Source organism: Isoptericola sp. F-RaC21 (assembly GCF_038593535.1).
GTDB lineage: Bacteria > Actinomycetota > Actinomycetes > Actinomycetales > Cellulomonadaceae > Isoptericola.
The window spans coordinates 530,905-557,123 of sequence record NZ_JBCFYX010000001.1 but is presented as its reverse complement, the minus strand read 5'-3'; the positions used below and the strand labels follow the sequence as shown (position 1 = coordinate 557,123).

General features: G+C 72.2%; 26 protein-coding genes. 14 read left to right on the top strand and 12 right to left on the bottom strand.

What is annotated here, in order from left to right:
* Positions 1-7 precede the first annotated feature (7 nt).
* Complete coding sequence (locus tag AAG589_RS02560) at positions 8-1,369, bottom strand: class II 3-deoxy-7-phosphoheptulonate synthase (protein ID WP_430565672.1); 1,362 nt, start codon at positions 1,367-1,369, stop codon at positions 8-10.
* Between the two features lie 48 nt (positions 1,370-1,417).
* Positions 1,418-2,644, bottom strand: a complete 1,227-nt coding sequence (locus AAG589_RS02555) for a pyrophosphate--fructose-6-phosphate 1-phosphotransferase (protein ID WP_430565671.1) — start codon at positions 2,642-2,644, stop codon at positions 1,418-1,420.
* Positions 2,645-2,811: 167 nt separating this feature from the next.
* Between AAG589_RS02555 and AAG589_RS02550 the strand changes: the two genes are divergently transcribed.
* Positions 2,812-3,402 carry a GNAT family N-acetyltransferase gene (locus AAG589_RS02550; RefSeq protein WP_430565670.1) on the top strand — a complete coding sequence of 197 codons (591 nt, stop codon included), beginning with the start codon at positions 2,812-2,814 and terminating at the stop codon, positions 3,400-3,402.
* A 14-nt stretch (positions 3,403-3,416) separates the two neighbouring features.
* Here AAG589_RS02550 and AAG589_RS02545 read toward each other — a convergent pair whose 3' ends face one another.
* On the bottom strand, positions 3,417-4,136 hold the full coding sequence (locus AAG589_RS02545) for a lysophospholipid acyltransferase family protein (RefSeq protein ID WP_430565669.1): 720 nt from the start codon (positions 4,134-4,136) through the stop codon (positions 3,417-3,419).
* A 121-nt stretch (positions 4,137-4,257) separates the two neighbouring features.
* Between AAG589_RS02545 and AAG589_RS02540 the strand changes: the two genes are divergently transcribed.
* Positions 4,258-4,797: a hypothetical protein gene (locus tag AAG589_RS02540; protein ID WP_430565668.1), complete on the top strand. Its 540-nt coding sequence runs from the start codon at positions 4,258-4,260 to the stop codon at positions 4,795-4,797.
* Between the two features lie 43 nt (positions 4,798-4,840).
* Here the strand turns inward: AAG589_RS02540 and AAG589_RS02535 are convergent, their stop codons facing one another.
* Positions 4,841-5,785 (bottom strand): ROK family glucokinase, encoded by a 945-nt coding sequence (locus tag AAG589_RS02535; RefSeq protein ID WP_430565667.1) that lies wholly within the window; start codon positions 5,783-5,785, stop codon positions 4,841-4,843.
* A 255-nt stretch (positions 5,786-6,040) separates the two neighbouring features.
* Here AAG589_RS02535 and AAG589_RS02530 point away from each other — a divergent pair, with 255 nt between their 5' ends.
* The 3 genes from AAG589_RS02530 (at position 6,041) to AAG589_RS02520 (ending at position 10,071) form a co-directional block, all read left to right on the top strand.
* Complete coding sequence (locus tag AAG589_RS02530) at positions 6,041-7,855, top strand: AMP-dependent synthetase/ligase (protein ID WP_430565666.1); 1,815 nt, start codon at positions 6,041-6,043, stop codon at positions 7,853-7,855.
* 132 nt (positions 7,856-7,987) lie between these two features.
* Positions 7,988-9,796, top strand: a complete 1,809-nt coding sequence (locus AAG589_RS02525) for a DEDD exonuclease domain-containing protein (protein WP_430565665.1) — start codon at positions 7,988-7,990, stop codon at positions 9,794-9,796.
* On the top strand, positions 9,790-10,071 hold the full coding sequence (locus AAG589_RS02520; protein WP_380323486.1) for an Lrp/AsnC family transcriptional regulator: 282 nt from the start codon (positions 9,790-9,792) through the stop codon (positions 10,069-10,071). The genes AAG589_RS02525 and AAG589_RS02520 overlap by 7 nt, the downstream gene beginning before the upstream one ends.
* 15 nt (positions 10,072-10,086) lie before the next feature.
* Here the strand turns inward: AAG589_RS02520 and trpD are convergent, their stop codons facing one another.
* Together trpD and AAG589_RS02510 are read right to left on the bottom strand one after the other, a co-directional pair.
* Positions 10,087-11,154, bottom strand: coding sequence for an anthranilate phosphoribosyltransferase (gene trpD, locus AAG589_RS02515; RefSeq protein ID WP_430566214.1), 1,068 nt, complete (start codon positions 11,152-11,154; stop codon positions 10,087-10,089).
* Positions 11,155-11,263: 109 nt separating this feature from the next.
* A complete protein-coding gene (locus AAG589_RS02510; protein WP_446719666.1) occupies positions 11,264-11,725 on the bottom strand; it encodes a hypothetical protein in 462 nt (153 codons plus the stop codon).
* Between the two features lie 265 nt (positions 11,726-11,990).
* On the opposite strand from AAG589_RS02510, the gene ctaE reads away from it, so the two are divergent.
* From ctaE to AAG589_RS02485, 5 genes are all read left to right on the top strand, one after another.
* A complete protein-coding gene (gene ctaE / locus AAG589_RS02505; RefSeq protein WP_430565664.1) occupies positions 11,991-12,644 on the top strand; it encodes an aa3-type cytochrome oxidase subunit III in 654 nt (217 codons plus the stop codon).
* 67 nt (positions 12,645-12,711) lie between these two features.
* A complete protein-coding gene (qcrC, locus tag AAG589_RS02500; protein ID WP_430565663.1) occupies positions 12,712-13,491 on the top strand; it encodes a cytochrome bc1 complex diheme cytochrome c subunit in 780 nt (259 codons plus the stop codon).
* Entirely contained in the window at positions 13,488-14,540 is a 1,053-nt protein-coding gene (gene qcrA / locus AAG589_RS02495) for a cytochrome bc1 complex Rieske iron-sulfur subunit (protein WP_430565662.1), read from the top strand. The genes qcrC and qcrA overlap by 4 nt, the downstream gene beginning before the upstream one ends.
* Entirely contained in the window at positions 14,537-16,237 is a 1,701-nt protein-coding gene (qcrB, locus tag AAG589_RS02490) for a cytochrome bc1 complex cytochrome b subunit (protein WP_446719665.1), read from the top strand. The genes qcrA and qcrB overlap by 4 nt, the downstream gene beginning before the upstream one ends.
* 175 nt (positions 16,238-16,412) lie before the next feature.
* Positions 16,413-17,039 (top strand): superoxide dismutase, encoded by a 627-nt coding sequence (locus AAG589_RS02485; protein ID WP_430565661.1) that lies wholly within the window; start codon positions 16,413-16,415, stop codon positions 17,037-17,039.
* Positions 17,040-17,180: 141 nt separating this feature from the next.
* Here the strand turns inward: AAG589_RS02485 and AAG589_RS02480 are convergent, their stop codons facing one another.
* The 4 genes from AAG589_RS02480 to ctaC all read right to left on the bottom strand — a co-directional run bounded on the left by AAG589_RS02480 (position 17,181) and on the right by ctaC (position 21,309).
* Positions 17,181-18,002 (bottom strand): LppX_LprAFG lipoprotein, encoded by an 822-nt coding sequence (locus AAG589_RS02480; protein ID WP_430565660.1) that lies wholly within the window; start codon positions 18,000-18,002, stop codon positions 17,181-17,183.
* A gap of 162 nt (positions 18,003-18,164) precedes the next feature.
* Positions 18,165-18,566 carry a cytochrome c oxidase subunit 4 gene (locus AAG589_RS02475; RefSeq protein WP_430565659.1) on the bottom strand — a complete coding sequence of 134 codons (402 nt, stop codon included), beginning with the start codon at positions 18,564-18,566 and terminating at the stop codon, positions 18,165-18,167.
* Entirely contained in the window at positions 18,563-20,386 is a 1,824-nt protein-coding gene (gene ctaD / locus AAG589_RS02470) for an aa3-type cytochrome oxidase subunit I (RefSeq protein WP_430565658.1), read from the bottom strand. Before ctaD ends, AAG589_RS02475 begins: the two co-directional genes overlap by 4 nt.
* On the bottom strand, positions 20,386-21,309 hold the full coding sequence (gene ctaC, locus AAG589_RS02465; protein WP_430565657.1) for an aa3-type cytochrome oxidase subunit II: 924 nt from the start codon (positions 21,307-21,309) through the stop codon (positions 20,386-20,388). Before ctaC ends, ctaD begins: the two co-directional genes overlap by 1 nt.
* A 369-nt stretch (positions 21,310-21,678) precedes the next feature.
* On the opposite strand from ctaC, the gene AAG589_RS02460 reads away from it, so the two are divergent.
* Together AAG589_RS02460 and AAG589_RS02455 are read left to right on the top strand one after the other, a co-directional pair.
* Positions 21,679-22,884: a cysteine desulfurase family protein gene (locus AAG589_RS02460; protein ID WP_430565656.1), complete on the top strand. Its 1,206-nt coding sequence runs from the start codon at positions 21,679-21,681 to the stop codon at positions 22,882-22,884.
* Positions 22,881-23,189 (top strand): sulfurtransferase TusA family protein, encoded by a 309-nt coding sequence (locus tag AAG589_RS02455; RefSeq protein WP_430565655.1) that lies wholly within the window; start codon positions 22,881-22,883, stop codon positions 23,187-23,189. Before AAG589_RS02460 ends, AAG589_RS02455 begins: the two co-directional genes overlap by 4 nt.
* Before the next feature lie 77 nt (positions 23,190-23,266).
* Here AAG589_RS02455 and AAG589_RS02450 read toward each other — a convergent pair whose 3' ends face one another.
* Together AAG589_RS02450 and AAG589_RS02445 are read right to left on the bottom strand one after the other, a co-directional pair.
* A complete protein-coding gene (locus tag AAG589_RS02450; protein ID WP_416343171.1) occupies positions 23,267-23,617 on the bottom strand; it encodes a HesB/IscA family protein in 351 nt (116 codons plus the stop codon).
* A 79-nt stretch (positions 23,618-23,696) separates the two neighbouring features.
* The gene (locus AAG589_RS02445) at positions 23,697-24,185 is read right to left on the bottom strand and encodes a hypothetical protein (protein ID WP_430565654.1); all 489 of its coding nucleotides are present in this window, start codon (positions 24,183-24,185) and stop codon (positions 23,697-23,699) included.
* 60 nt (positions 24,186-24,245) lie between these two features.
* Between AAG589_RS02445 and nadA the strand changes: the two genes are divergently transcribed.
* Complete coding sequence (nadA, locus tag AAG589_RS02440) at positions 24,246-25,454, top strand: quinolinate synthase NadA (protein ID WP_430566211.1); 1,209 nt, start codon at positions 24,246-24,248, stop codon at positions 25,452-25,454.
* An 86-nt stretch (positions 25,455-25,540) separates the two neighbouring features.
* Positions 25,541-26,152: a DJ-1/PfpI family protein gene (locus AAG589_RS02435; RefSeq protein WP_430565653.1), complete on the top strand. Its 612-nt coding sequence runs from the start codon at positions 25,541-25,543 to the stop codon at positions 26,150-26,152.
* The last annotated feature ends 67 nt before the right edge of the window (positions 26,153-26,219 follow it).

Genomic DNA, 26,219 nt, shown 5'->3' with positions numbered 1-26,219 from the left:
GCGGTCGTCACCAGCTCGTGAGCATCTCCGCCACGCGGAACGCCATCTCCAGCGACTGCTGGTGGTTCAGGCGCGGGTCGACGAGCGTCTCGTACCGCAGCGCCAGGCCGGCGTCGTCGATCTCCTCGCTGCCGCCGAGCACCTCGGTGACGTCGTCGCCCGTGAGCTCCATGTGCAGGCCGCCCGGCACGGTGCCCAGCGCGCGGTGCACCTCGAAGAAGCCGGTGACCTCGTCCAGCACGTCGGAGAACCGGCGCGTCTTGTAGCCGCTGTCGGACGTGATCGTGTTGCCGTGCATCGGGTCGGTCACCCAGGTGACGGCCACGCCCGCCGCGGTGACCTTCTCGACCACCTCGGGCAGCACGTCGCGCACCTTCCCGGCGCCCATGCGGGTGACGAAGGTGAGTCGTCCGGGGGTGTTGTCCGGGTTGAGCCGCGCGGCGAGCGCCAGGGCGTCGTCGGGCGACGTCGTCGGGCCGAGCTTGACCCCGATGGGGTTCGCGACGCGCGAGAGGAACTCGACGTGCGCGCCGTCGAGCTGGCGGGTGCGCTCGCCGATCCACAGGAAGTGGGCCGACGTCGCGTAGGCCTCGCCGGACCGGGCGTCGACCCGGGTGAGCGCCCGCTCGTAGTCGAGGATGAGGGCCTCGTGGCTGAGGTAGAACTCCACCGAGCGCAGGGCGTCGAAGTCGGCCCCGCAGGCCTCCATGAAGCGGATCGCCCGGTCGATCTCGGCGGCCGTGCGCTCGTACCGTGCGTACGCGGGGTTGCGCATGAAGCCGCGGTTCCACTCGTGCACGCGGCGCAGGTCGGCGTGCCCGCCCTGCGTGAACGCCCGCACGACGTTCGCCGTCGCCGCCGAGATGCGGTACGCCTGCTCGAGCCGCAGCGGGTCGGGCGTGCGCGAGGCGGGCGTGAACTCGTGCCCGTTGACCATGTCGCCGCGGTAGGCGGGCAGCGTGACCCCGTCGCGCGTCTCGGCGTCCGAGGAGCGCGGCTTGGCGTACTGCCCTGCCAGCCGGCCCATCTTCACCACGGGCGTGCTCGCGCCGTGGGTGAGCACCACGGCCATCTGCAGGATGGTGCGGACCTTGTTGCGGATGCGCGTCGCGTTCGCGTCGGCGAACGTCTCCGCGCAGTCCCCGCCCTGCAGGAGGAACGCCTCGCCGCGGCCCGCCGCGGCGAGGCGTTCGGTGAGCAGCCGGGCCTCGGCCGGCACCACGAGCGGCGCGGCCTGCGAGAGCCGGCCCGCCACCGCCGCGAGCGCCTCGGCGTCCGGCCACACGGGCTGCTGGCGCGCCTCGAGGGCTCGGAACCGGTCCAGGCCCTCGGGATCGCTCCCGGGCGGGGTGTCGACGGCGGTGGTCATGCGGGCTGCTCCTGCCTCAGGTGGTCGGCGCTGTCTCGGCGGGTGCCGTCAGTGCGCGGCGGGCTTCGCGGGCACCAGCGGCTGGCCGATGCCGTCGAGGATCTCGCCGAACCAGCCCTGCGAGACGTCGAACGCCTTGCCACCGGCGATGCGGGGGAACGCGATCGCCTTGAGGCGGTCGCCGTCCTCCTCGTCGTGGCCGATGACGCCGGGCTCGCCGCGCAGGGCGCACTCGACGGCGAGGTCGGTCATCGACTTGATGAGGCGCAGGTCCTCGGCGTTCGCCGCCGCGGCGCGCGAGTAGTAGCCCGACTTCTGGACCATGACCTTCTCGGCACCCAGCTTCTCGGCGAACTGCTTCGCGAACCACTGGCCCGGGTTGATGGTGTCGAGCTTGACGTGCCCGAACGGGTCGCGCGGCACCTCCTCGCCGGCGGCCTCGAGCTGCTGGACGATCTCGTTCATGCCCGCGCCCTCGGACAGGAAGATGTTGACGTTGCCGATGGAGTCCATGACGGCGCGCAGGCGGGCGGCCTCCGCGTCGATGTCGATCTCGAGCTCGGGCAGGAACACCGCGTGCACGTCCCAGCGCTCGCGCGTCAGGCCGAGGGCGGGCGCCCACTCCTGCGCGTCGAGCCACTTCCGGTACTCCTTGGCGGTGGCCGCGGTGAGCCAGCCGCAGTGCCGGCCCATGACCTCGTGCACGATGAGCATGCGCGGCCCGGAGCGGTGCTCGCCGATGACGTTGGCGGCGAAGCCCGCGGCCTCCTCGGCGGCGGTCCAGGCGCCCAGCGACTGCTTGATCGGCACCACGTCGTTGTCGATCGTCTTGGGCAGGCCGACGACCGTGAGCTCGTAGCCGTTGTCGTGCAGGTACGCGGCGAGGTCCGCGGCCGTGGTGTTCGTGTCGTCGCCACCGATGGTGTGCAGCACGTCGACGCCGTCGGCCTTGAGCTGCTCGGCCGCGACCTCGAGCGGGTTCTGGCCCTCCTTGACGAGGCCGCGCTTGACGCAGTCCGCGGCGTTGGTGAGCTTGACGCGCGAGTTGCCGATGGGCGAGCCGCCGAAGCGGTGCAGGATGCCGGCCTGCTTGCGGGCCTCGTCGTCGACCACGATCTTCGTGCCCGTGAGGAGCCCGTGGTAGCCGTACTGGTAGGCGATGATCTCGATCGACGGGTCGAGCTCCGTGTAGCGCTCGATGAGGCCGCCGACGGCGGAGGACAGGCAGGGCGCGAAGCCGCCGGCGGTCAGGAGAGCCACGCGACGAACCGACATGACAGGGGCTACCTCTCGGTGGGGGACGGGATCCCTCCCATCCTAGGAGCACCTCCCCGCGCCCGGGCCCGGCCGTCCGCCGGGCGAACCATGGGTGCGCGCCGCCGCCCGGCCGTGCGATGATGTCGCGAGCCTCCCCGCCGCCCGGCGCCGGGAGGCTCTTGCGTATGACGACTCCCGCGCCGCGTCCCCTGCCCGCCCCGCAGCCCTTCGTCCGTCGCGCCGTCCCGGCGGACCGCGACGCGCTCGAGCGGCTGTGGCTGCTCTTCCGTCACGACCTGTCCGCCGTCACCGGCGAGCTCCCCCGGCCCGACGGGCGGTTCCGCGACGAACGCCTCCGCTCCGCGCTCGAGCACCTGGGCCACGACGACCCCTCCGCCGACTGGCGCGCGTACCTCGCGACGGTGCCGGGCGGCCGCCCGGGTGGGCCAGGTGGGACCGAGGGCCCGCCTGACGACCGCCCGGTGGCGTTCGCGCTGGTCCGGGGCCTCGGGTCGCCGACGCGGGTGCTGTCCGCGTTCTTCGTGGTCCGGGCGGTGCGCCGCTCGGGCGTGGGAGCCGGGGTCGCGGCGGCGGTGCTGCGCGACGTCCCGGGCCCGTGGGAGATCGCGTTCCAGGACGCCAACGCGGCGGCCGCGGCGTTCTGGCCGCGGGTCGCGGCCGACGTCGCGGGCGACCGGTGGACGCTGACGCACCGGGCCGTGCCCGGCCGGCCCGAGCTGCCGCCCGACGCGTGGCTGAGCCTCACCGCGGCCTGAGCCGCCCGAGGCGCTCAGGCGTCGGCGCCGCCCTGCTCCGGCTGGTGCTGCGCCGCCGCGGCGAGCCGCGCCTTCATGGTGGCGGCGTAGACGTCGACGTACTCCTGCTCGGACAGCCGCAGGATGGCGTACATGATCTCGTCGGCCACGGAGCGGAGCACGAACCGGTCGCCCTCCATCCCCCGGTAGCGGCTGAAGTCGAGCGGCTCCCCGAAGACGATCCCGATCGGCATGGGCTTCGGGACCGAACGGCCGAGCGGCTGCGCGACGTCGGTGCCCACCATCGCGACGGGGACGACCGGGGCGCCGGACTCGAGGGCGAGGCGCGCGACGCCCGTCTTCCCCCGGTACAGCCGCCCGTCGGGGCTGCGGGTGCCCTCGGGGTAGATGCCGAACAGGTCCCCGTCGGCGAGCACGCGCAGGCCGGTGTTCAGGGCGGCCTCGCTGGCCTTGCCGCCGGAGCGGTCCACGGGGATCGTGCCGACGCCGCGCATGAAGCCGGCCACCAGCCGGCCGCGGACGCCGCCGCCGGTGAAGTAGTCCGACTTGCCCAGGAACTGGACCTGCCGGTCGAGGACCAGCGGCAGGACGAAAGAGTCGATGACGGCGAGGTGGTTGCTCGCGAGGATCGCCGGGCCGGACGACGGGACGTTCTCGACGCCCTTCGTCCAGGGGCGGAACGCCAGCCGGAGCCACGGCCCCACCAGCACGTTCTTCATCACCCAGTAGAACAACGGTCCTCCTTGCCCAGATGTCGCACGGCCGCCCCGCTCAGCGGACCGCCGGTGACGGGCCCTGGCGCCGACGGGCGGGACCGCCGACACGAAGCATCGCCCACGACAATAGAGTGAACCCATGCCCGCACCGAACCCGGACGCCGAACCGGACCTGCCGGACGACGACCTGCCCGACGAGGCGGTCGAGGCCCGCTGGGCCGACATCGTCGCGCAGCTGGGCCCGCTCGACGAGGCGGCGGACGCCGGGCCGGCGGAGGACGCCGCGGGTGATGCGGGCGACGCGGGTGATGCGGGCGACGCGGGCGGCGACGCCGACACGACTGCGGCCGGGCGCGCGCCAGGCCCCGGTCCCCGCGACTGGCCCGCCACCCCGGAGGTCGAGGAGCTGGAAGAGACGGAGTCTCATTTCGTGCCGCCGGACCCGGAGCCGGTCCTGTCGCGCGACCCGCTCCTCACGCTCGCCTGGTCGGTCGTCGTCGCGGTGCCCGTGCTCGTCGTGGTCGGCGTCGTCCTGCGCTCGGCCGTGCCGGCGCTGCGGATCCCGGCCTGGTCCGGCCCGGTGGCCGGCGTGCTGTTCCTCGTCGCGCTGGGCATCCTGCTCTGGCGGATGCCGCACCGCCGGGACCCGGACGACCACAGCACCGGCGCCGTCGTCTGACGCGGACCGCGCCGACGGGTGCCGGCGCGGGCTCAGCGCAGGATCAGCGCCGGGCGAGGTCGGCGGCGCCGATGATGCCCGCCTCGTTGCCGTGCTCGGCGAGCTCGATCTGCGCCACGGGGCGGTGCCCGAGCGCCGACAGCTGCGCCTCGTAGGCCTTGCGCACGGGCAGGAGCAGCAGGTCGCCGGCCGCGCCCACGCCGCCGCCGATGACGATCAGCTCGGGGTCGAGCAGCGCCGCGACGGACGCCGACCCCTCGCCGATCCACCGGCCCAGCGTCGCGAGCAGCTCGATCGAGAGCTCGTCACCCTCCTGCGCCGCCTGCGTGACGTGCGGGCCCTCGAGCGCGGAGACGTCGCCGCCGGCCAGCTCGATCAGCCGCTCGGCGCGCTCCGGCTGGGCGATCGCGGCCTGCTTCGCGTCGCGCACCAGCGCCGTGCCGGACGCGTACTGCTCCCAGCAGCCCTCGTGGCCGCAGCCGCAGTAGTGGCCGCCCGGGACGACGCGCATGTGCCCGACCTCGGCCGCGACGCCCCACTTGCCGCGCACCAGCTCGCGGTCCACCACGATCGCCCCGCCCAGCCCCGTGCCGACAGTCAGCATCAGCATGTCGGTGGCCTCGCGGGCGGCCCCGAAGCGGAACTCCGCCCAGCCCGCGGCGTTCGCGTCGTTCTCGACGACCACGGGGACGTCGACGTCCAGCAGGCCCTCGATCCGCTCGGCCAGCGGGTACTCGCGCCAGGCGATGTTCGGCGCGAACAGCACCGACCGGCGGTCGGGGCTCACGAAGCCGGCCGCCGCGAGGCCGATGGCCCCGATCTCGTGCTCCTTGGCCAGCTCCGTGCACGCGTCGGCGATGGCACGGTCGATGGAGGCGACGTCGTCGGCCACCGTCTCGCGCCGCACCTTCGCGAGGATCTTGCCCGCCTCGTCCACCACACCCACGGCAATCTTCGTGCCGCCGATGTCGACTCCGATGGCGTGCATGCAGGAACCTCGCGTTCATGTGTCGGGACGCCGCGTCCGCACGGCGCGTCACCCGGCCGCCGTCGCGGCACGGGGGCGCGCGGTGCGCGCAGGGACCAGACTAGCCACCGCGACCGGAGGGTGCGACGCTCGTCCACCACCGACGGTCACCGACCGTCACCGAACCGTGTCCTGGACCACTCGTGAGACCCGGTATCGTGGCGGCCGGGGAACGCACCCCTGGCCAATGCACTGAGCATGGACGATGGAGTCAGCATGGACGAGATCACCATTCCGCAGGCGGTCGAGCTGCCTGCCACGTCGAACCTCAACGACATCCTCGCCACCCGCATGGCGAGCGACCCGCGCGCCACGCTCGCCGAGCGTCCCTCCGGCAGCGGCTGGCAGCCGGTCTCGGCCGCACAGTTCGACGCCGAGGTGGTGGCCGTCGCCAAGGGCCTGGTCGCCAAGGGCGTGCAGCCCGGCGACCCGGTCGGCATCATGTCCCACACCCGCTACGAGTGGACCCTCCTCGACTTCGCCGCCTGGGCCGCGGGAGCGGTGCCCGTGCCGATCTACGAGACGTCGTCCGCCGAGCAGGTGGAGTGGATCCTCACCGACTCCGGGATCACCCTGCTCGTCGTCGAGGACTCCGGGCTCGCCGCCACGGTCGCCGAGGTGTCCGGCCGCGCCCCGGCGCTGCGCGAGGTCCTCGAGCTCGAGGACGGCGCGATCGCCAAGCTCACGGCGGCCGGGGCGGACGTCACGGACGAGGAGATCGCGCGCCGCCGCGGGATCGCGGACCTCGCCGACGTCGCGACGATCATCTACACCTCCGGCACGACCGGCACCCCCAAGGGCGCCGAGATCACGCACGGCAACCTCGCCCTGCTCGCCGTGAACGCCGTCGCCGTGGTGCCCGAGGTCTTCAAGGACGGCGGGCGCACCCTCCTCTTCCTGCCGCTCGCCCACGTGTTCGCCCGCTACATCGAGATCCTGGCGATCGCGAGCGGCACGGTGCTCGGCCACTGGGCCGACCTCAAGACCGTCACCGCCGGGCTCGGCGCCTTCAAGCCGACCTACATCCTCGCCGTGCCCCGCGTCTTCGAGAAGGTGTACAACGCCGCGGAGCAGAACGCGGCCGCCGGCGGCAAGCTCAAGATCTTCCACTGGGCGGCCGCGACCGCGATCGAGTACTCGCGGGCGCTCGACGCGCCCTCCGGCCCGTCGCTGTGGCTGCGCCTGCAGCACAAGGTCGCGGACACCCTGGTGTTCTCGAAGCTGCGTGCCGTGCTCGGCGGGCAGGCCCAGTACGCGGTCTCCGGCGGCGGCCCCCTCGGCGAGCGCCTCGGCCACTTCTTCCGCGGCCTGGGCCTGACGATCCTCGAGGGTTACGGGCTCACCGAGACCACCGCGCCGACCAGCGTGAACCGGCCCGAGAACACGAAGATCGGCTCCGTCGGGCCGCAGCTGCCCGGGTGCGGCGTGAAGATCGCACCGGACGGCGAGGTCCTGCTGCGCGGCATCCAGGTCTTCAAGGGCTACCACAACAACCCGGAGGCGACCGCCGACGCGTTCGACGAGGGCGACTGGTTCCGCAGCGGCGACCTCGGCGCCCTCGACGACGACGGCTTCCTCACCATCACGGGCCGCAAGAAGGAGATCATCGTGACGGCCGGCGGTAAGAACGTCGCGCCCGCGCTGCTGGAGGACCGGATCCGGGCCCACGCCCTCGTGAGCCAGTGCGTCGTGGTCGGCGACAACCGCCCCTTCATCGGCGCGCTGATCACGCTCGACGCCGAGGGGCTGCCCGGCTGGCTCAAGATGCACGACAAGCCGGAGCTCACGCCCGAGCAGGCCGCGAAGGACCCGGACGTGCTGGCCGCGCTCGACACCGCCGTGACCCGCGCCAACCAGGCGGTGTCCAAGGCCGAGTCGATCCGGAAGTTCGCGGTGCTGCCGGGCGACCTCACGGTCGAGAACGGGTACCTCACGCCCAAGCAGAGCGTGCGCCGCCACGTCTTCGTCAAGGACTTCGCCGCCGAGATCGACGAGCTGTATGTCGACACCCGGCAGAAGTCCGCGAGCTGACGCCGCGGGGACCAGGACCACCCGCGCTGCACGACCCGTCGAGCCCGCCGAGACCACGTCCCGGCGGGCTCGACCGCTGTCCGGGACAGGCCGTCCGGCTGCCCTGTCGGAGGCCGCCGCTACGGTCCCGGCATGCCGAGCACCACCCCGCCCCCGACCCGGAGCACCGCGCTCCAGCCCTCGTTCGAGGACCTCGGCACGCCGCTGCGCGACGTCACCTTCGTCGTCGTCGACCTCGAGACGACGGGCGGGCGCGCCGCCGACGGCGGGATCACGGAGATCGGGGCGGTCAAGGTCCGCGGCGGCGAGGTGCTCGGCGAGCTGCAGTCCCTCGTCAACCCGGGGCACGCGGTCCCCGCGTTCGTCGCCCGGCTCACGGGCATCACGACGTCCATGGTCGCCACGGCTCCCCCGGTCGACCTCGTCCTGCCGAGCTTCCTGGAGTTCGCCCGCGACGCCGTCCTGGTGGCGCACAACGCGCCGTTCGACGTGGGCTTCCTGCGGGCGGCGTGCGACCGGCTCGGGTACGAGTGGCCGGGGTTCCGGGTGGTCGACACCGTGCCCCTCGCGCGCCGCGTGGTCACCCGGGACGAGGCGCCGAACCACAAGCTGTCCACCCTGGCCGCGCTCTTCCGGGCGCGCGTGACCCCCGAGCACCGCGCGCTGGCCGACGCCCGGGCGACGGTCGACGTCCTGCACGCCCTCCTCGAGCGGCTGGCGCCGCTGGGCATCACCCACCTGGAGGACCTCGCGGGCGCGGCCGACCCCGTGCCGCCCGACGTGCGCCGCAAGCGCACCCTCGCGGACGGGCTGCCCGAGGCCCCGGGCGTGTACCTCTTCCGCGGCCCCGGCGACGAGGTGCTCTACGTCGGCACGTCCACCAACCTGCGCAAGCGCGTGCGGTCCTACTTCACCGCCGCCGAGAAGCGCGGCCGCATCACGGAGATGGTGCGCATCGCCCACGCCGTCACGCCCGTGGTCTGCGCGACGCCGCTCGAGGCGCAGGTCCGCGAGCTCCGCCTCATCGCCGAGCACGCCCCGCGGTACAACCGGCGTTCCAAGCATCCCGAGCGGCAGTCGTGGGTGCGCCTCACGGACGAGGCCTACCCCCGCCTGTCGGTCGTCCGCGACGTGCGCGCCGGGGCCCCGCACATCGGCCCGTTCCCGTCCCGCCAGACGGCGCTGGCCGCGGTCGAGGCGGTGCACGACGCGCTGCCGCTGCGCCAGTGCACGGCACGCCTCCCCCGCGTCGCTCGGACGGCGGGCAGCCCGTGCGCCCTCGCCGGCATGGGGCGCTGCTCGGCACCCTGCACGGCCACGGGCGCGCCGGACGACGGGTACGACGCCGTGGCGGACGCGGCGCGCACGGCGCTCACGTCCGACCCGTCGGCCGTCGTCGACGCCCTCGCGGCGCGCGTGGGCCGGCTCGCCGCCCAGGAGCGGTTCGAGGAGGCCGGGCGCCTCACGCACCGGTTGCGGGCCTTCGTGCAGGGCGCGGCGCGCGCCCAGCGGCTGGACCCGGTCGCCCGCTGCGCCGAGCTCGTGGCCGCTCGCCCCACGGCCGCGGGCGGGTGGGAGCTGGTCGTCGTGAAGCACGCACGGCTCGCGGCCACCGCCGTGACGGGGCCCGACGAGGACCCGCTGCCCGTGGTCGACGCCCTGCGCGCGACGGCGGAGGACGTCGCGCCCCCGGTGCCGCCGGCGCCCGCCTGCCACCCCGAGGAGGCGGCCCTCGTGCTGGCGTGGCTCGACGCCCCGGGCGTCCGGCTCGTGCACGCGAGCGACCCCTGGACGTGCCCGGTGCGCTCCGCCGCGGCGCACGCCGACCTCGGCGCCGTCGCCTCGACGGTCGCCGGCCTCTGGGCCGACCCGGGCGAGCGTCCCGACGCCGCCGCGCCCGTCGCGGACGCTCCGCCGGTGGCTACGATGACGGCATGCTGACCGCGATCGTGCTCATCGACACCGAGGCCGACCAGATCCCCGAGGTCGCCACCAAGGTCACCGACCTCAAGGGAGTCAGCGAGGTCTACTCCGTCACCGGCAAGGCGGACCTCGTCGCCATGGTGCGCGTGCGGGAGCACGAGGAGCTCGCCGACGTCATCGCGGACGGGATCAGCAAGGTGCCCGGCGTCGTGCGGACCGAGACCCTCATCGCCTTCCGCACGTACTCGCACGTCGACCTCGAGCAGGCGTTCGCGCTCGGCCTCGACGACTGACCGCCTGCGCCGCGGTCAGGCCTGTGTCGCGGCGGCCCAGCGCTCCAGCACCCCGGCGGCCGCGCCGTCGTCGACGCTGCGCGCGGCGTGCCCGATGCCGGCCGACAGCCGTTCCGCGAGCGTGCCGGCGCCCGTCCCGGGCAGGCTGCCGTCCGCCACGAGGGCGGCCGCCGCGTTGAGCAGTACCGTCTCGCGCACCGGGCCCTGGTCGACGCCGGTGAGGACGTCGCGCGCCACGGCGGCGTTGTGGCGCGCGTCCGCGCCGCGCAGGTCCGCCACCTCGATGGGGCGCAGCCCGAGCTCGGCCGCGGCGTCGAGGCGCGTCTCGGTGACCTGACCGTCCCGGACCTCCCACACGGTGGAGCCGCCCGTGGCGGCGAGCTCGTCCAGGCCGTCGTCGCCGCGGAACACGAGCGCCCGGGTCCCGCGGGAGGCGAAGACGCCGGCCACCAGCGGCGCCATCCGGGCGTCGGCGACCCCGACCGCGGTCGCCCGCGGCTGCGCCGGGTTCGTCAGCGGACCGAGGAAGTTGAACGCGGTCGCCACCCCGAGCTCCTTGCGCGCCACGCCGGCGTGCCGGAACGACGGGTGGAAGACCATCGCGAAGCAGAAGGTGATGCCGACCTGCTCGGCCAGCTCGGCGACGCGCTCGGGTCCGTGGTCCAGGCGCACGCCCAGCTCCTCGAGCACGTCGGCGGAGCCGGACGACGAGGACGCGGCACGGTTGCCGTGCTTGACCACCTTGATGCCAGCGCCGGCCACGACGACCGCCGCCATGGTCGAGATGTTCACCGTGTGCGCGCGGTCCCCGCCGCTGCCGACGATGTCCACGCTCGGCCCGGGGACGGTGAACCGGCGGGCGTGGGCGAGCATCGTGTCCGCCAGCCCGGTGAGCTCCTCGACCGTCTCGCCCTTGGCGCGCAGCCCCACGAGGAAGGCCGCGAGCCGCGCCGGGGAGACCTCGCCCGACATCACCGCGTCCATCGCCCAGGCGGTGTCCTGCGCGGTCAGGTCGTGGCCGGCGATGAGCTCCGTGAGCAGGCCGGGCCACGTCTGCTCGGGCGCCGTCTGCTCGGGCGCCATCGGCTCGGGCTGTGCGGGCGCGGGGCGGTCGTTCGTGGGCACCAGGTTCCCTCCGGTTCGGTGGACGCGCGGTCCGGACGACCCGGGCGTCCCCTCGCGGGTGCGCCCCTCAGACCGTCGCGGCGAGCTGGCCGGCCACGGTGCGCTGCAGCTCGATCGCGTCGAGCGGCCTCGGCACCACGGCGTCGGCGAGCGACCACGATGCTAGCCATCCGTCGTCGGGCCTGCCGGTGAGGACCACGACGGGCGGGCAGCGGTACACCTCGTTCTTCAGCTGGCGGCACAGTCCCATGCCGCCGGACTTGTCCGCCTCGCCGTCCAGCACCAGCAGGTCCCAGCCGCCACGGTCGGCCGCCGCGATCAGCGCGGCGGGCGTCGCGACCTCGGCCCAGGCGATCTCCGGGGCGTGGGCCCGCAGGCGCGGGCCGACCGCGGTGCGCACGTGGGCGCGCACGGTCCGGTCGTCGCTGTAGAGGAGGATGCGCGGCCCGCGGGCCGCCGGCCCCGTGCGGGCGGTCGGGGTGAGCGCCCCGGCCGGGCCGGGCGTCGTCTGATCCGTCTGATCCGTCAACGTGAGACTTCCCTTCGCGGCTGTGCACGGCATCGGGCACGGGCTCGACCTCCGGTGCCGGCCGCGGCCTCCGGACGTCGACGTTTGCTGGCATCGTGGCACACTCGCGTCACCTCGGGCAGGTGCCGAACGTGGTCTTTTACTGGCACTCTCCACCGATCCGTCACCTCGTAGCGGCAGAGTGGCGAGTTTCCGCAGATTCTGTGCACATCGACTTCGCGCAGCGCGCGCTCGAGTGGCTCGAACCGGCCGTATGTCGGCCATAATGGCTGACGTGTCGACCGCAACGGCTGCTGCCCCCCATGCCCACCAGCACGTGAGCGTCAACCGTCCGAACCCCGTGTCGGTCGGGACGATCGTCTGGCTCGCGAGCGAGCTCATGTTCTTCGCCGGCCTCTTCGCGATGTACTTCACCGTCCGGTCGGTGATGCCCGAGGCGGAGTGGGCCGCCCAGGCGGACAAGCTCAACATCACCTTCTCGACGATCAACACCACCGTGCTGGTGCTGTCGTCCGTCACCTGCCAGATGGGCGTGTGGGCCGCCGAGCGGTTCAAGCCGGTGCGCTCCGGCTCCATCCTCCAGGTGAACAAGTGGGGCATGCACGAGTGGATGACGCTCACCTACCTCATGGGCGCGTTCTTCATCGGCGGCCAGATCTTCGAGTACACCGAGCTGGTCCACGAGGGCCTCACCATCTCCTCCAGCCCGTACGGCTCGGTCTTCTACCTGACCACCGGCTTCCACGGCCTCCACGTGCTGGGCGGCCTCGTCGCCTTCCTGTTCCTCCTGGGGCGTTCGTTCGCCGCGAAGAACTTCGGCCACCACGAGGCCACCACGGCGATCGTCACGTCCTACTACTGGCACTTCGTCGACGTGGTGTGGATCGCCCTCTTCGCCGTCATCTACCTCCTGCGCTGAACCCCCCGGCCGGCGTCGCCGCCGGCCTTGACCCTGCACCTTCGATCTGCGAGACGAGGATCATTTCGTGAAGGCACTCGCCGCCCGCAGGCACCACCGGTTCGCGCCGGTCGTGCTGTTGCTGCTGGCGCTGCTGGTCACGGGCGGCGTCTACGCCGCTCTGGCCCCTAGCCCGGCCCAGGCCGACACCGCCAGCACCGCGGACATCGAGACCGGGAAGAAGCTCTTCCAGGCCAACTGCGCCACCTGCCACGGCCCGAACGCGGAGGGCACCTCCGAGGCCCCGTCGCTCGTCGGCGTCGGCGCGGCCGCGGTCGACTTCCAGGTCTCCACCGGCCGGATGCCGATGCAGATGAACGGCCCCCAGGCCGAGGCCAAGCCCCGGCAGATGGACGAGGAGCAGACCGCTGCGCTCGCCGCGTACGTCGCGTCCCTCGGCGCCGGTCCCGCCATCCCCACCGACGAGCAGGTGGACGGGAGCAAGGGCGACGCCGCCAACGGCATGGCCCTGTTCCGCACCAACTGCGCGATGTGCCACAACGCCGTCGGTGCCGGCGGCGCCCTGTCGGAGGGCAAGTTCGCGCCGCCCCTGACCGACACGTCGGAGCGCAACATCTTCCAGGCGATGCTCACCGGCCCGCAGTCGATGCCGGTGTTCAACGACGCCAACATCACGCCTGACGAGAAGCGCGACATCATCGCGTTCCTCGACGAGCAGGACCAGGGCTCGGCCGGCGGCCTCACCCTCGGTTCGCTCGGCCCGGTCAGCGAGGGCCTCTGGGCCTGGGTCATCGGCATCGGGCTGATCATCGGCGGCGCGGTGTGGATCGGAGCGAAGTCCTCGTGAGCGAGAACCAGAACCCCCAGGGCCCGTCCCGCGACGTGGCCCGGCACGACGGCGACGGCACGGTCGTGCAGTCCGACCGCTTCGCGGACCCGGGCGTCCCCGAGCACCACCCGCGCCTCGCGGACACGGACCCGAAGGCGGCCAAGCGCAACGAGCGGATCGTCGCGATCCTCTTCGCCGTGTCGTGCCTCGGCACGATCGGCTCGCTCGTGGCCTACTTCGCCGTCCGCCCGGACGGCACCACGCCCGGCGTGCGCCTCTCGACGGTGCTGCTCGGCGTCGCCATCGCCATCTCCCTGTTCGGCATCGGCTTCGCGGCCGTGCACTGGGCCAAGACCCTCATGTCGGGCAAGGAGTACGTCGAGGAGCGCCACTCCAGCAGCAGCTCGGAGGAGGTTCGCGAGGTCGTCCAGCAGCAGTTCAAGGACGGGCTCGAGGACTCCGGCATCGCCCGCCGCCCCGTCCTCAAGGGCGCGGTCGTCTCGGCGCTCGCCCTCTTCCCGCTGACCATCGCCGTGCCGCTCGTCTCGAGCGTCGGCGGCACCTGGAACGTCGCCAGCTTCCGGCACACGATCTGGCGCAAGGGCGTCCGCCTCGCCTACGACCCGTCCGGCCGCCCGATCAAGGCGTCGGACCTCACGGTCGGCTCCGTCGCGCACGTCATCCCCGACGTTCCCGCCGAGGAGCGCGAGTCGCACGAGTGGATCACCGAGAAGGCCAAGGCCGTCGTGCTGCTGGTCCGGCTCGACCCGCGGGACCTCAAGCGTGACCACCGCGAGGGCGCGTCGTACGACGGCATCGTCGCGTACTCGAAGATCTGCACCCACGTCGGGTGCCCGGTCGCCCTCTACGAGCAGCAGACGCACCACCTGCTGTGCCCGTGCCACCAGTCGACGTTCGACGTCGCCGACGGCGCCAAGGTGGTCTTCGGACCGGCCAAGCGCCCGCTGCCCCAGCTGCCCATCACCGTCGACAGCGAGGGGTATCTTGTGGCTGAGGACGACTTCGACGAGCCCGTCGGCCCGAGCTACTGGGAGCGACTGAAGTGAGCGCCACGACCACTCCCCCCACCGCAGAACCGACCACCGTGATCGGCAAGTCCGCGGACTACCTCGACCAGCGGACCAAGATGGGCGTGCTCGCGAAGCAGCTCGTCCGCAAGGTCTTCCCGGACCACTGGTCCTTCATGCTCGGCGAGATCGCGCTGTTCTCGTTCGTCGTGCTGCTCATCTCCGGCGTTTTCCTGGCGATGTTCTTCGAGCCGTCGATGGCGCTCACCACGCACCACGGCGCCCCGGCGACGATGGACGGCCAGCTCATGTCGGTGGCCTTCTCCTCGACGCTGGACATGTCGTTCGAGGTGCGCGGCGGTCTGCTGATGCGGCAGATCCACCACTGGTCGGCGCTGATCTTCGTCGCCGGCATCGTGGTGCACATGATGCGCGTCTTCTTCACCGGCGCGTTCCGCAAGCCGCGCGAGCTGAACTGGCTCGTCGGCACGATGCTGCTGATCCTCAGCCTCCTCGCCGGCTTCTCCGGCTACTCGCTCCCGGACGACGTGCTCTCCGGCAACGGCCTGCGCATCACCGACGGCGTCATCAAGTCGATCCCGATCATCGGGTCGTACCTCTCGTGGTTCGTCTTCGGCGGCGAGTTCCCGGGCGAGCACATCATCCCGCGCCTCTTCACCGTGCACATCCTCCTCGTGCCCGCGCTCATCCTGGCGCTGGTCGGCGTGCACCTGTTCCTCATGGTGCTCAACAAGCACACCCAGTACCCGGGCGGTGGCCGCACCGACAAGAACGTCGTCGGCTACCCCGCCGTCCCGGCGTTCGCCACGAAGATGGGCGGCAACTTCTTCATCATCTTCGGCGTGCTGGCCCTCATGGGCGGCACGATGGCGATCAACAACGTGTGGAACTACGGGCCGTACGACCCGTCACCGGTGTCCGCGGGCGCCCAGCCGGACTGGTACATGCTGTTCCTCGAGGGATCGCTGCGCCTCATGCCCGGCCAGGCCGAGATCGTGACGTGGGGCGACTTCACGCTCTCGCTGAACATCCTCATCCCGGCGGTCGTCATCCCGGGCCTGCTGTTCACGTTCCTGTTCGTGTACCCGTTCGTCGAGGCGAAGGTGACCGGGGACCACCGAGAGCACCACGTGCTCGACCGGCCCCGCAACGTCCCGACCCGCACGGGCCTGGGCGTCGCGTTCCTCACGGCGTTCGTCATCCTGGCGCTCGCCGGGTCGAACGACCTGATCGCCACGCACTTCGCCCTGTCGATCAACTCGATCACCTGGGTCTTCCGGATCCTGTTCTTCGTCGGCCCGGTCTTCGCGTTCTGGGTCACGAAGCGGATCTGCCTCGGGCTCCAGCGCAAGGACCGCGAGCTGGTGCTGCACGGTCACGAGACCGGCCGCATCGTCCGGTTCGCCAACGGCGAGTACATCGAGGTCCACCGCCCGCTCGACGAGCAGGAGCGCTGGCTGCGCGTCAACTACGAGGCGCGCCGTCCGCTGGAGATCGAGCCCGCGACCGACGCCCGCGGCGTCAAGCGCAAGGGCTACAAGAAGGACAAGCGCTGGCAGAAGCTGTCGCGGTTCTTCTACGAGGACCGGGTGGAGCCCGTGACCCCCGCCGAGTTGGCCGCGGCGCACGCCCACGGCGAGCACGACGAGCTCGAGCCCGCCCACGACACCCCCGAGCTGGTCTCGGGGTCTGGAAACGTCGAGCGGGAGCACTGAGTCTCCTGCAGGCTGGACCGGTGGCCCGCGCTCCCCTCCCCCGATTCGTCGGGCGGGGTGCGCGGGCCATCGTCGTCCCCGGCGGGTGAGATCAGCCGGCCGGACACCAGTCGTCGACGACGTCCCCCACCGCACGCCGGCACGACGTGCGGCACGCAACCGGAGGTATCTCAGCATGGCTGTCTACACGCTCCCTGACCTGCCCTACGACTACAGCGCCTTGGAGCCGCACATCAGCGGCAAGATCATGGAGCTGCACCACGACAAGCACCACGCGGCCTACGTCACCGGCGCCAACACCGCGCTGGAGAAGCTGGCCGAGGCCCGCGAGTCCGGCGACAACGCCGCGGTGAACCTGCACGAGAAGAACCTCGCGTTCAACCTCGGCGGCCACACCAACCACACCGTGTTCTGGAACAACCTCTCTCCCGAAGGCGGCGGTCAGCCCGAGGGCGAGCTCGCCGAGGCCATCAAGGAGTACTTCGGCGACTTCGCCAAGTTCCAGGCCCAGTTCGCCGCCGTCGCCACCGGCATCCAGGGCTCCGGCTGGGCCGTGCTCGGCTGGGACGCCATCGGCCAGCGCCTCGCCATCTTCCAGCTCTTCGACCAGCAGGCCAACGTGCCCGTCGGCATCACCCCGCTGTTCATGCTGGACATGTGGGAGCACGCCTTCTACCTCGACTACCTCAACGTCAAGGCCGACTACGTCAAGGCCGTCTGGAACATCGCCAACTGGCAGGACGTCGCCGCCCGCCTCCAGCGCGCCCGCACCCAGACCGCCGGGCTCATCGTCCCCGCCTGACGCGTCCGCGCCCTGCACGGGCGCGCAGGGAACGCACAGGGCCCCGCACGCATCCGCGTGCGGGGCCCTGTGCTGTACGAGGCGTGCTGTACGAGGCGTGCTGTACGAGGCCCTGTGCTCTCCCGTGGCCGGCGTTCCGGCTCAGCCCTGGCCGAACTCCGAGTACGGGATCACGTCCTCGTCGGCGGGCGCCGTGACGTCGACCGGCTCGCCCCACTTGCTGAACGTGGACTCGACGACCATCTCCTGGCCCTCGACCTCCATCGTGACGTCGGCCTCGACGGGCAGGCCCTTCGGGTCCACCTTGTACACCGCCGAGATCTCCCCCAGCTGGTCCGCGGTCGACGCGTCGATCCCCGCGGTGCCGTCCGTGACCTTGGACGGGTCGATGGTCGCCGTGTAGACCTCCGTCTCGACGCCGTCCACGGTCTCGGAGCCGGTGTGCTCGAACGAGGTGACCGCGTCGGCCATCGCCTTCGCCTGGGAGGCGGCGTCCATCGACTCCATCGAGTCGATCGTCCCCGCCAGCGCCGGGTCCTCGGACATCTCGTCCGCGGTGAGCGACAGGTACTTGCCCTGGGTCATCTCCCCCATGGACAGGTAGATCGTGCCGTCGAGCAGCACGATGTCCATGTCCATCCCCATGACCGCCATCGACATCTGCATGGTGGTCTCGTCGAACGTCGGGCCGTAGGCGACGTCGGCGCTGGTGGTGCTGTCGGTCATCCCGGCGGCCTCGGCGAGCTCGCCCGAGTACGTCAGCTCCATGTGCGCGCTCGAGGCCTCTTCCTGCGCGGCCTGCATCTGCCCGGCCAGGTCGGTCATCGTCGAGACCGTCTCGACCTCCACCGCCTGCTCCTCGCCGGCCGCGGGCGTCGCGGGCTCCTCGCTCCCGCAGGCGCTCAGGGCGAGGGCGACCAGGCCGGCCGACACCGCGGCCACGGTCTTCTGGGGGACGCGCATGGTGCTCCTTCTCAGGGAATCGGGAGGTCTCATTCCATCACGGGAGCTCACGCGCGCGGAGGCTCGGACCGTCGTGAGCACCGATCGTTGCCGATCCGTGTCCCGAGAACGACGAAGGCCCCCCACGCGACATGCGTGGGGGGCCTTCTGTGACCTGAGAGGTCAGTGGGCGTGCTGCCCGCGGCTGAACTCGAAGACCCAGCCGACGAGCCCGATGACGCCGAGGATGAAGCCGATGTACAGCACCCACCAGCCCACGGCGAGGCCGAGGAAGGCGATCGCGGCGGCGCCGGCGATGACGAGCGGCCACCAGCTCCACGGCGAGTACACGCCCTGGTCGCCGGCCCCCTGCTCGATCTCGCCCTCCTCGTCGTCCTCCGGACGCGGGTCGATCCGGCGGGCGGTGAGGGCGAGGTAGGCGCCCACCATGGCCACCAGCGCGCCCACGAGCGGGATGCCGAGGAAGCCGACGGGCTCCTGGAAGTGGGTGACGAATCCGTAGATCACGCCGACCAGGACGAAGAACGGGGCGAGGAACAGGAAGAGCTTGATCTCGATCTTCACTTGCGGTTCTCCTCCTCGTCGTCGATCACGGTGGTGGTGGACTGGGCCGCCGACGACTGCGCCGCGTCGCGACGCTCCTCGACCAGCTGCTGGTGCCCCTGGCGCTCCGGGTCGCCGAAGACCTGGTTCAGCGGGCCGTGACCCGGCGCCTGCTCCATCGCCGCGACCTCGGGGTGGTGCAGGTCGAACGCCGGCGACTCCGAGCGGATGCGCGGCAGCGAGGTGAAGTTGTGGCGCGGCGGCGGGCAGCTGGTGGCCCACTCGAGTGAGCGGCCGTAGCCCCACGGGTCGTCCACGGTCACCTTCGGCGCGTTGCGCCAGGTCGTGTACACGTTCCACAGGAACGGGAGGGTCGAGGCGGCCAGGATGAACGCGCCGACGGTCGACACCTGGTTCTCCCAGGTGAAGCCCTCCTCGGGCATGTAGTCCGCGTAGCGGCGGGCCATGCCCTCGACACCCAGCCAGTGCTGGATGAGGAACGTCATGTGGAAGCCGATGAACAGCAGCCAGAAGTGGACCTTGCCGAGCCGCTCGTTGAGCATGCGGCCCGTGAACTTCGGCCACCAGAAGTAGAAGCCGGCGAACATCGCGAACACCACGGTGCCGAAGACGACGTAGTGGAAGTGCGCCACCACGAAGTACGAGTCGGACAGGTGGAAGTCCAGCGCGGGGCTCGACAGGATGATGCCGGTCAGGCCGCCGAAGAGGAACGTCACGAGGAAGCCGATCGACCACAGCATCGGTGTCTCGAACGTGAGCTTCCCGCGCCACATCGTGCCGATCCAGTTGAAGAACTTCACGCCGGTCGGGATGGCGATCAGCATCGTCATGAAGGCGAAGAACGGCAGCAGCACCGCGCCGGTGACGTACATGTGGTGGGCCCACACGGTCACGGACAGCGCCGCGATCGCGATCGTCGCGTAGATCAGGCCCTTGTAGCCGAAGATCGGCTTGCGGCTGAAGACCGGGAAGATCTCCGACACGATGCCGAAGAACGGCAGCGCGATGATGTACACCTCGGGGTGGCCGAAGAACCAGAACAGGTGCTGCCAGAGGATCGCCCCGCCGTTCTCGGGGTTGAACACCTGCGCCCCGAGCCGGCGGTCGGCGCCCAGCGCGAAGAGCGCGGAGGCCAGCGGCGGGAAGGCCATCAGCACGAGGAGGCTCGTGACGAGCGTGTTCCACGTGAAGATCGGCATCCGGAACATGGTCATGCCCGGCGCGCGCATCGTGATGATCGTGGTGATGAAGTTGACGGCACCGAGGATGGTGCCGAAGCCCGCCAGCGCGAGGCCGAACACCCAGAGGTCTCCGCCTAGCCCTGGACTGAACGTCGTGTTGGACAACGGAGCGTAGGCGAACCAGCCGAACGAGGCCGCGCCCTGCGGGGTGAAGAAGCCGGCGCCGGCGATGATCCCACCGAAGAGGAACAGCCAGTACGCGAACATGTTGAGCCGCGGGAAGGCGACGTCGGGGGCACCGATCTGCAGGGGCATGATCACGTTGGCGAAGCCCGCGAACAGCGGCGTCGCGAACAGCAGCAGCATGATCGTGCCGTGCATCGTGAAGAGCTGGTTGTACTGCTCCTTGCTCTGCACCACCTGCAGGCCGGGCATGAACAGCTCAGCGCGGATCAGCAGGGCGAGCACACCGCCGATCGCGAACCACGCGAACGACGTGATGAGGTACATGTACCCGATCGTCTTGTGGTCCGTGGAGGTGATCCACTTGACCACGGTGCGACCGAGGTTCTGGCGCTTCGGCGCGAGGCCGGGGATGACCTCGGCTCCGTACGGCTCGGTGGCTGTCGTGGCCGCCATCAGTTCTCGACCTCCGGGAGGGTGTCTTCCTGCGGGAAGTTCGCGTCGTGCTGCTGACGGTTCAGGTCGAGCCCGAGCTCGCCCGTCTGGCCCGCGGCCTTGAGGTCGGCCATGTGGGCGTCGTAGTCCGCCTGCGACACGACCTTGACGTTGAAGAGCATCCCGGAGTGGAACTCGCCGCAGAGCTCGGCGCACTTGCCGGCGTACGTGCCCTCACGGGTCGGGGTGACCTGGAAGGTGTTCGTACGGCCCGGGATCATGTCCTGCTTGTAGAGGAAGGCAGGGATCCAGAACGAGTGGATGACGTCGCGGGAGTCCAGCGTGAACTCGACCGTCTTGTCGACCGGCAGGTAGAGCGTCGGGACGTCCTTCGACGTGCCCGGCTCGCCGTCCACCTCGTCGTCGACGGTCTGGCCGCCCGGCTCGAGCAGGTGCTGGCCGGAGTCGTAGACGTCGGAGTCCAGGTAGTTGAAGTCCCAGCTCCACTGCTTGCCGATGACCTGGATGTTCACGTCGGGCTCGGCGCTGGTGTCCTGCACCGCCGACATGTCGCGGTCCGTGAAGAAGAACAGGACCAGGATCATGATGGTCGGCACGGCCGTGTACATGATCTCGAGCGGCATGTGGTAGCGCGTCTGGACCGGGAGCTGGTGGTCGTCGCGGCGCTTGCGGTAGGCGGCGACGCACCACAGCATCAGGCCCCACGTGATCACACCGACGATCAGGGCCGCGATCCAGGAGCCGACCCAGAGGTTCGTGATCCGCTCGGTCTGGTTGGTCACCTCCCCGTCGCTGTAGCCGGGCAGGTATCCGCGCTTGACGGAGTCGCTGGCACAGCCGGAGGCCAGCACTGCGACGGCGCCGGCGATCGCCGTCGCGCGCAGGATGACCCGCCGGGTGCGGGTGGGGCTCTTCGAGTGCAAGGGAGGCCTTTCACGTCACGTCCTACCGAACGCCACGGCCCCTGGCGGGCAACAGGCACGCGGACAGGACCTTCGTCCTCGATGAAGTGCAGCCTAGCGCGCCCGGAGCAGGTTCGACGCCGCAAAAGCCCCCTGCGGGCGTGACTCTTTCCGCACGGGACGTCCACAACTCCTTCTTGCACACACACCCCCGGAGAGTGTCAGATCGATCCTCGGGTGTGTCAGATCCTCGGTCGGCACCCGGGGTCGGCCCGGTGGGTCCACGAGGCGTCGAAGATGGCACGATCGTGCCCCGGGCGCGGTCCTCGCGCCCTTCCGGCGGTCGTCCGACGCCCGTCGGACCGCACGTCAGCCCCACGGAGCACGCCTGTGACCGACACCACCGGCCCGACCGAGCCCGGCTCGCCCGCGGACGCACCCGTCGCGGCGCCTGCTCCCGAGCGCGTGCACCTGGACAACGGCGGCGGCGCGCCCCTGCACCCGCTCGCCCGCCAGGCGCTCCTGCAGGCGCTCGACGACGGCTGGGCCGACCCCCACCGCCTGCACACCGAGGGCCGGCGCGCCGCCCGGCTCCTGGACGGCGCGCGCGAGGCGGTCGCCGAGGTGCTGGGGGCGCGGACGGAGGAGGTGCGCTTCACGGCGAGCCACGCGTCCGCGCTGCGCGCCGCGGTGCTGGGCACCGCGCAGGCACGGCGCCGGGCGGGGGGCGACGTCGTCGTCGGCGGCGTCGAGCGGGCCACCGTGCTGCACGCCGCCTCCGCCGCCGCGCAGGCCCACGGGGGCGCGCGCGTGGTCGTCGACGTCGACCGCCACGGCCGCGTCGACGCGGACGCCTTCGCGTCGGCGGTCGCGCGCCCCGGGGTCGCGCTCGCCGCGCTCCAGCACGCCAACGGCGAGGTCGGCTCGCGGCAGCCGCTGGCCGCCGCGCACGAGGCCGCGCGGGACGCGGGGGTGCCGCTGCTGGTGGACGCCGGGGCCTCGCTCGGGCACGACGTCGTCCCCGGCTCCTGGGACCTCCTCGCCGCCCACCCGGCCGACTGGGGCGGGCCGGCCGGCGTGGGCCTGCTCGCGGTGCGCCAGCGCGTGCGCGCCGTCCCGCCCGACCCGGAGGACGCCGACCCCTGGGCGCCCGGCGGGGTGAGCGTCCCCGCCGCCTTCGCCGCCGCCGTCGCCCTGCAGGCGGCGACGGCCGACCGGGCCGCCGAGGACGACCGCCGCCGTCGCCTCACCGACCGCGTCCGCGCCGCCGTCGCCGCCGTGCCCGACGTCGAGGTGGTCGGCGACCCGGACGACCGGCTCCCCCACGTCGTCACGTTCTCCTGCCTGTACGTGGACGGCGAGGCCCTCGTGACGGAGCTGGACCGGGCCGGGTTCGCCGTCGGCTCGGGCTCGGCGTGCACCGCGAGCACGCTGGAGCCGTCGCACGTGCTCGCGGCGATGGGGGTGCTCACGCACGGCAACGTGCGGATCGCGCTCGACCGCTCCACGACCTCCGACGACGTCGACCGCTTCCTCGCCGTCCTGCCGGCCGCCGTGCAGCGGGTGCGTGACGTGCTCGGGGTGGGCGGGCTGTGAGCGCCGACGACGCCCCGCACGAGGCGCCCGACGACGCACCAGTCGGGGCCGTGGTCGACGCGCGCGGGCTGCGCTGCCCGCTGCCCGTGATCCGGCTGGCCGCGGCCGCACGGGATCTCCCCGCCGGGACGCTCGTGACCGTGCTGTCGACCGACCCGGCGGCCCGCCACGACGTGCCCGCGTGGGCCCGGATGCGCGGGCACGCGACGGTGAGCGAGACCGCGACAGAGTCAGAGACCGAGGGCGACGGCGGGGCGGGCGGCACCACGTGGTCGCTCACCGTGCGGCTGGGTGCCCACGCCTGATCCGGCCCCTGGTCCGGGAACGACGACGGCCCGGCCACCCACGCGGGGCGGCCGGGCCGTCGAGGTCGCTCAGCGGTTCAGCTGAAGGAACCGCCGCAGGCGCAGGAGCTGCCGGCGTTCGGGTTGTCGATCGTGAAGCCCTGCTTCTCGATGGTGTCCGCGAAGTCGATCTTCGCGCCCTCGAGGTAGGGCACGCTCATGCGGTCCACGACGACCTCGACGCCGTCGAAGTCACGCAGCGCGTCACCGTCGAGGAGACGCTCGTCGAAGTAGAGCTGGTAGATCAGGCCGGAACAGCCGCCGGGCTGGACGGCGACGCGCAGGCGCAGGTCGTCACGGCCCTCCTGCTCGAGGAGGCTGCGGACCTTGTCGGCAGCGACGTCGGACAGGTCCACGCCGTGCGTGGCGATCTCGGTGGTGTCGGTCATGCTTCCCTCCAACAGGCGGACCGGTACGGCCATTCCCGATCCTACGCGCGAATTCGCCGGGCGCGACGACGCGACCGGCTCAGGCCCAGGATGGCGCCCACGTCCGCGCCACGCGCGCGGTGGTCGCGACCGCGTCGGCGCCCGTCTCGTGCACCCCGCTCACACCGGCGCCCGACCACTCGCGCCGCGAGACCTCGCTGCGGCCCGCCAGCACCACGACCGGCACGGCGTGCGGGGCCGCGGCCGCCACGGCGGCGGGGACGCGACCCTCGCGCAGGGTCGTGCCGTCCAGCACGGGCACGTGCACCACCACGAGGTCGGACTCCGCGGCGGGACCCGTCAGCGGGCCGTCCTCCGCCCCCGTGGCGCTCGTCAGGCCGAGGGCCTCGAGCGGGACGAACACCCCGGCGCGCCCCGCCTCGGCCGCATCGTGCGACGGCGGGTCCGGCAGGGCCACGGTGCGCACGTCGCACGACGGCGCGCCCGCCCGCCACGCCGCCGCGAGCGCGGGGGCCAGGGAAGCGTCGTCCTCGCGGACGCAGAGCAGCACGTGCATCCCGCGAACCATCCCGTGATCGTGGCACAGGCCGCACGCGTGCGCTGTGGAAACATAGGCGGGGTGACCACCCTGCTGAACGAAACCGCGGGCGCCTCGACCGGCTTCGCCGAGCCCGCACCCTCCGCGCTGCTGCTCCTCGGCCAGGGCCGCGACCTCGCCTCCGAGCGCGGCGTCGAATGCACCGGTGCGCTGCCGTCGCCGTCCGACCCGGACCTGGTGGAACGCGCCCGCGCCGCCCGCGCCGCGCTGGGCGAGCGCGCGTTCGTGCTCGGCCACCACTACCAGCGCGACGAGGTCATCGACTTCGCCGACGTCACCGGCGACTCCTTCAAGCTCGCGCGCGAGGCCGCCGCCCGCCCCGAGGCCGAGTTCGTCCTGTTCTGCGGCGTGCACTTCATGGCCGAGAGCGCGGACATCCTCACCTCGGACGCGCAGCAGGTCGTGCTGCCCGACCTCGCCGCCGGCTGCTCGATGGCCGACATGGCCGAGATCGGTCAGGTCGAGGAGGCCTGGGCCGTGCTGCAGGACGTCGGGATCGCCGACGACACCGTCCCCGTGACCTACATGAACTCGTCCGCCGCCATCAAGGCCTTCACCGGCCGGCACGGCGGCACCGTGTGCACGTCGTCCAACGCGCAGGTCGCGCTGCGCTGGGCGTTCGACCGCGTGGGCGGCGTCGAGGGCACCGGCAAGGTGCTCTTCCTGCCCGACCAGCACCTCGGCCGCAACACCGCCGTGCTCCAGCTCGGCCTGAGCCTGGACGACTGCGTCGTCTACGACCCGCGCAAGCCGCTGGGCGGCCTCACCGAGCAGCAGCTGCGCGACGCGCGCATGATCCTGTGGCGGGGGCACTGCTCGGTGCACGGGCGGTTCTCCGCGCGCAACGTCGACGAGATCCGCGCGAAGGTGCCGGGGGTGACCGTGATGGCCCACCCGGAGTGCAAGCACGAGGTGATCACCGCGGCGGACGAGGTGGGGTCCACCGAGTACATCATCAAGGCCCTCGACGCCGCCGAGCCGGGCAGCTCCTGGGCGATCGGCACCGAGCTCAACCTGGTGCGACGCCTCGCCAAGGCGCACCCGGACAAGCAGGTGCACTACCTGGACTCGACCGTGTGCTTCTGCTCGACCATGAACCGCATCGACCTGCCGCACCTGGTGTGGGCGATGGAGTCGCTGGTCGAGGGGCGCGTGGTCAACCGGATCGTGGTCGACGCCGACGACGCCCACTGGGCCCGGGTGGCGCTCGACCAGATGCTGGCGCTGCCGGGGATCTGAGCGTGATCTGGTGCGACCAGCCCGACGTGATCTGACCGACGTGATCTGACCAGGGCCACGACGGCCCCCACGACGCAGGAGATGGCATGAGCACCGACGGCGGGCTCCACATCGGCATCCTGGTGTTCGACGACGCGGAGGAGCTGGACGTCGTCGGCCCGTTCGAGGTCCTCGCCGCCTGGGAGCAGCGCTCGAGCGCCGAGTCGGGGGTCAAGCCGCACGTGAGCACGTTCTCCCGGGACGGCGACGGGGTACGGCTGGCCAAGGGCCTGCGGCTGGTGCCGGCACACTCCGCGGACGACGTCGGACCGTTGCACGTGCTCGTGTACCCGGGGGGCTGGGGCACCCGGGCGATGATGGCCGACCCGGCCCACCTGGAGTGGTTGCGGCAGGTCCGGGTGCAGACGCCGGTCCTCGCGAGCGTGTGCACCGGCGCCCTGGTGCTCGCGGCGGCCGGGCTGCTGGCCGGGCGGCCGGCGACGACGCACCACGACCACTACGACGAGCTCGCCGAGATCGACCCGAGCGTCGTGGTGGACACCGAGGCGCGGTTCGTCGACGACGGGGACGTCGTGACCGCCGCCGGCGTCTCGGCCGGGATCGACATGGCCCTGCACCTCGTGGCCCGGCTGGAGTCGCCGCAGGTCGCGCGGGCGGTGCGCCGCGCGATCCAGTACGACCCCGCTCCCCCGGTCTGACCGCCGGGCACCCGCCGCAAGGTATCTGATACCGGAGGTCGCCGATATAGCCTGCGCGGGTGACTCG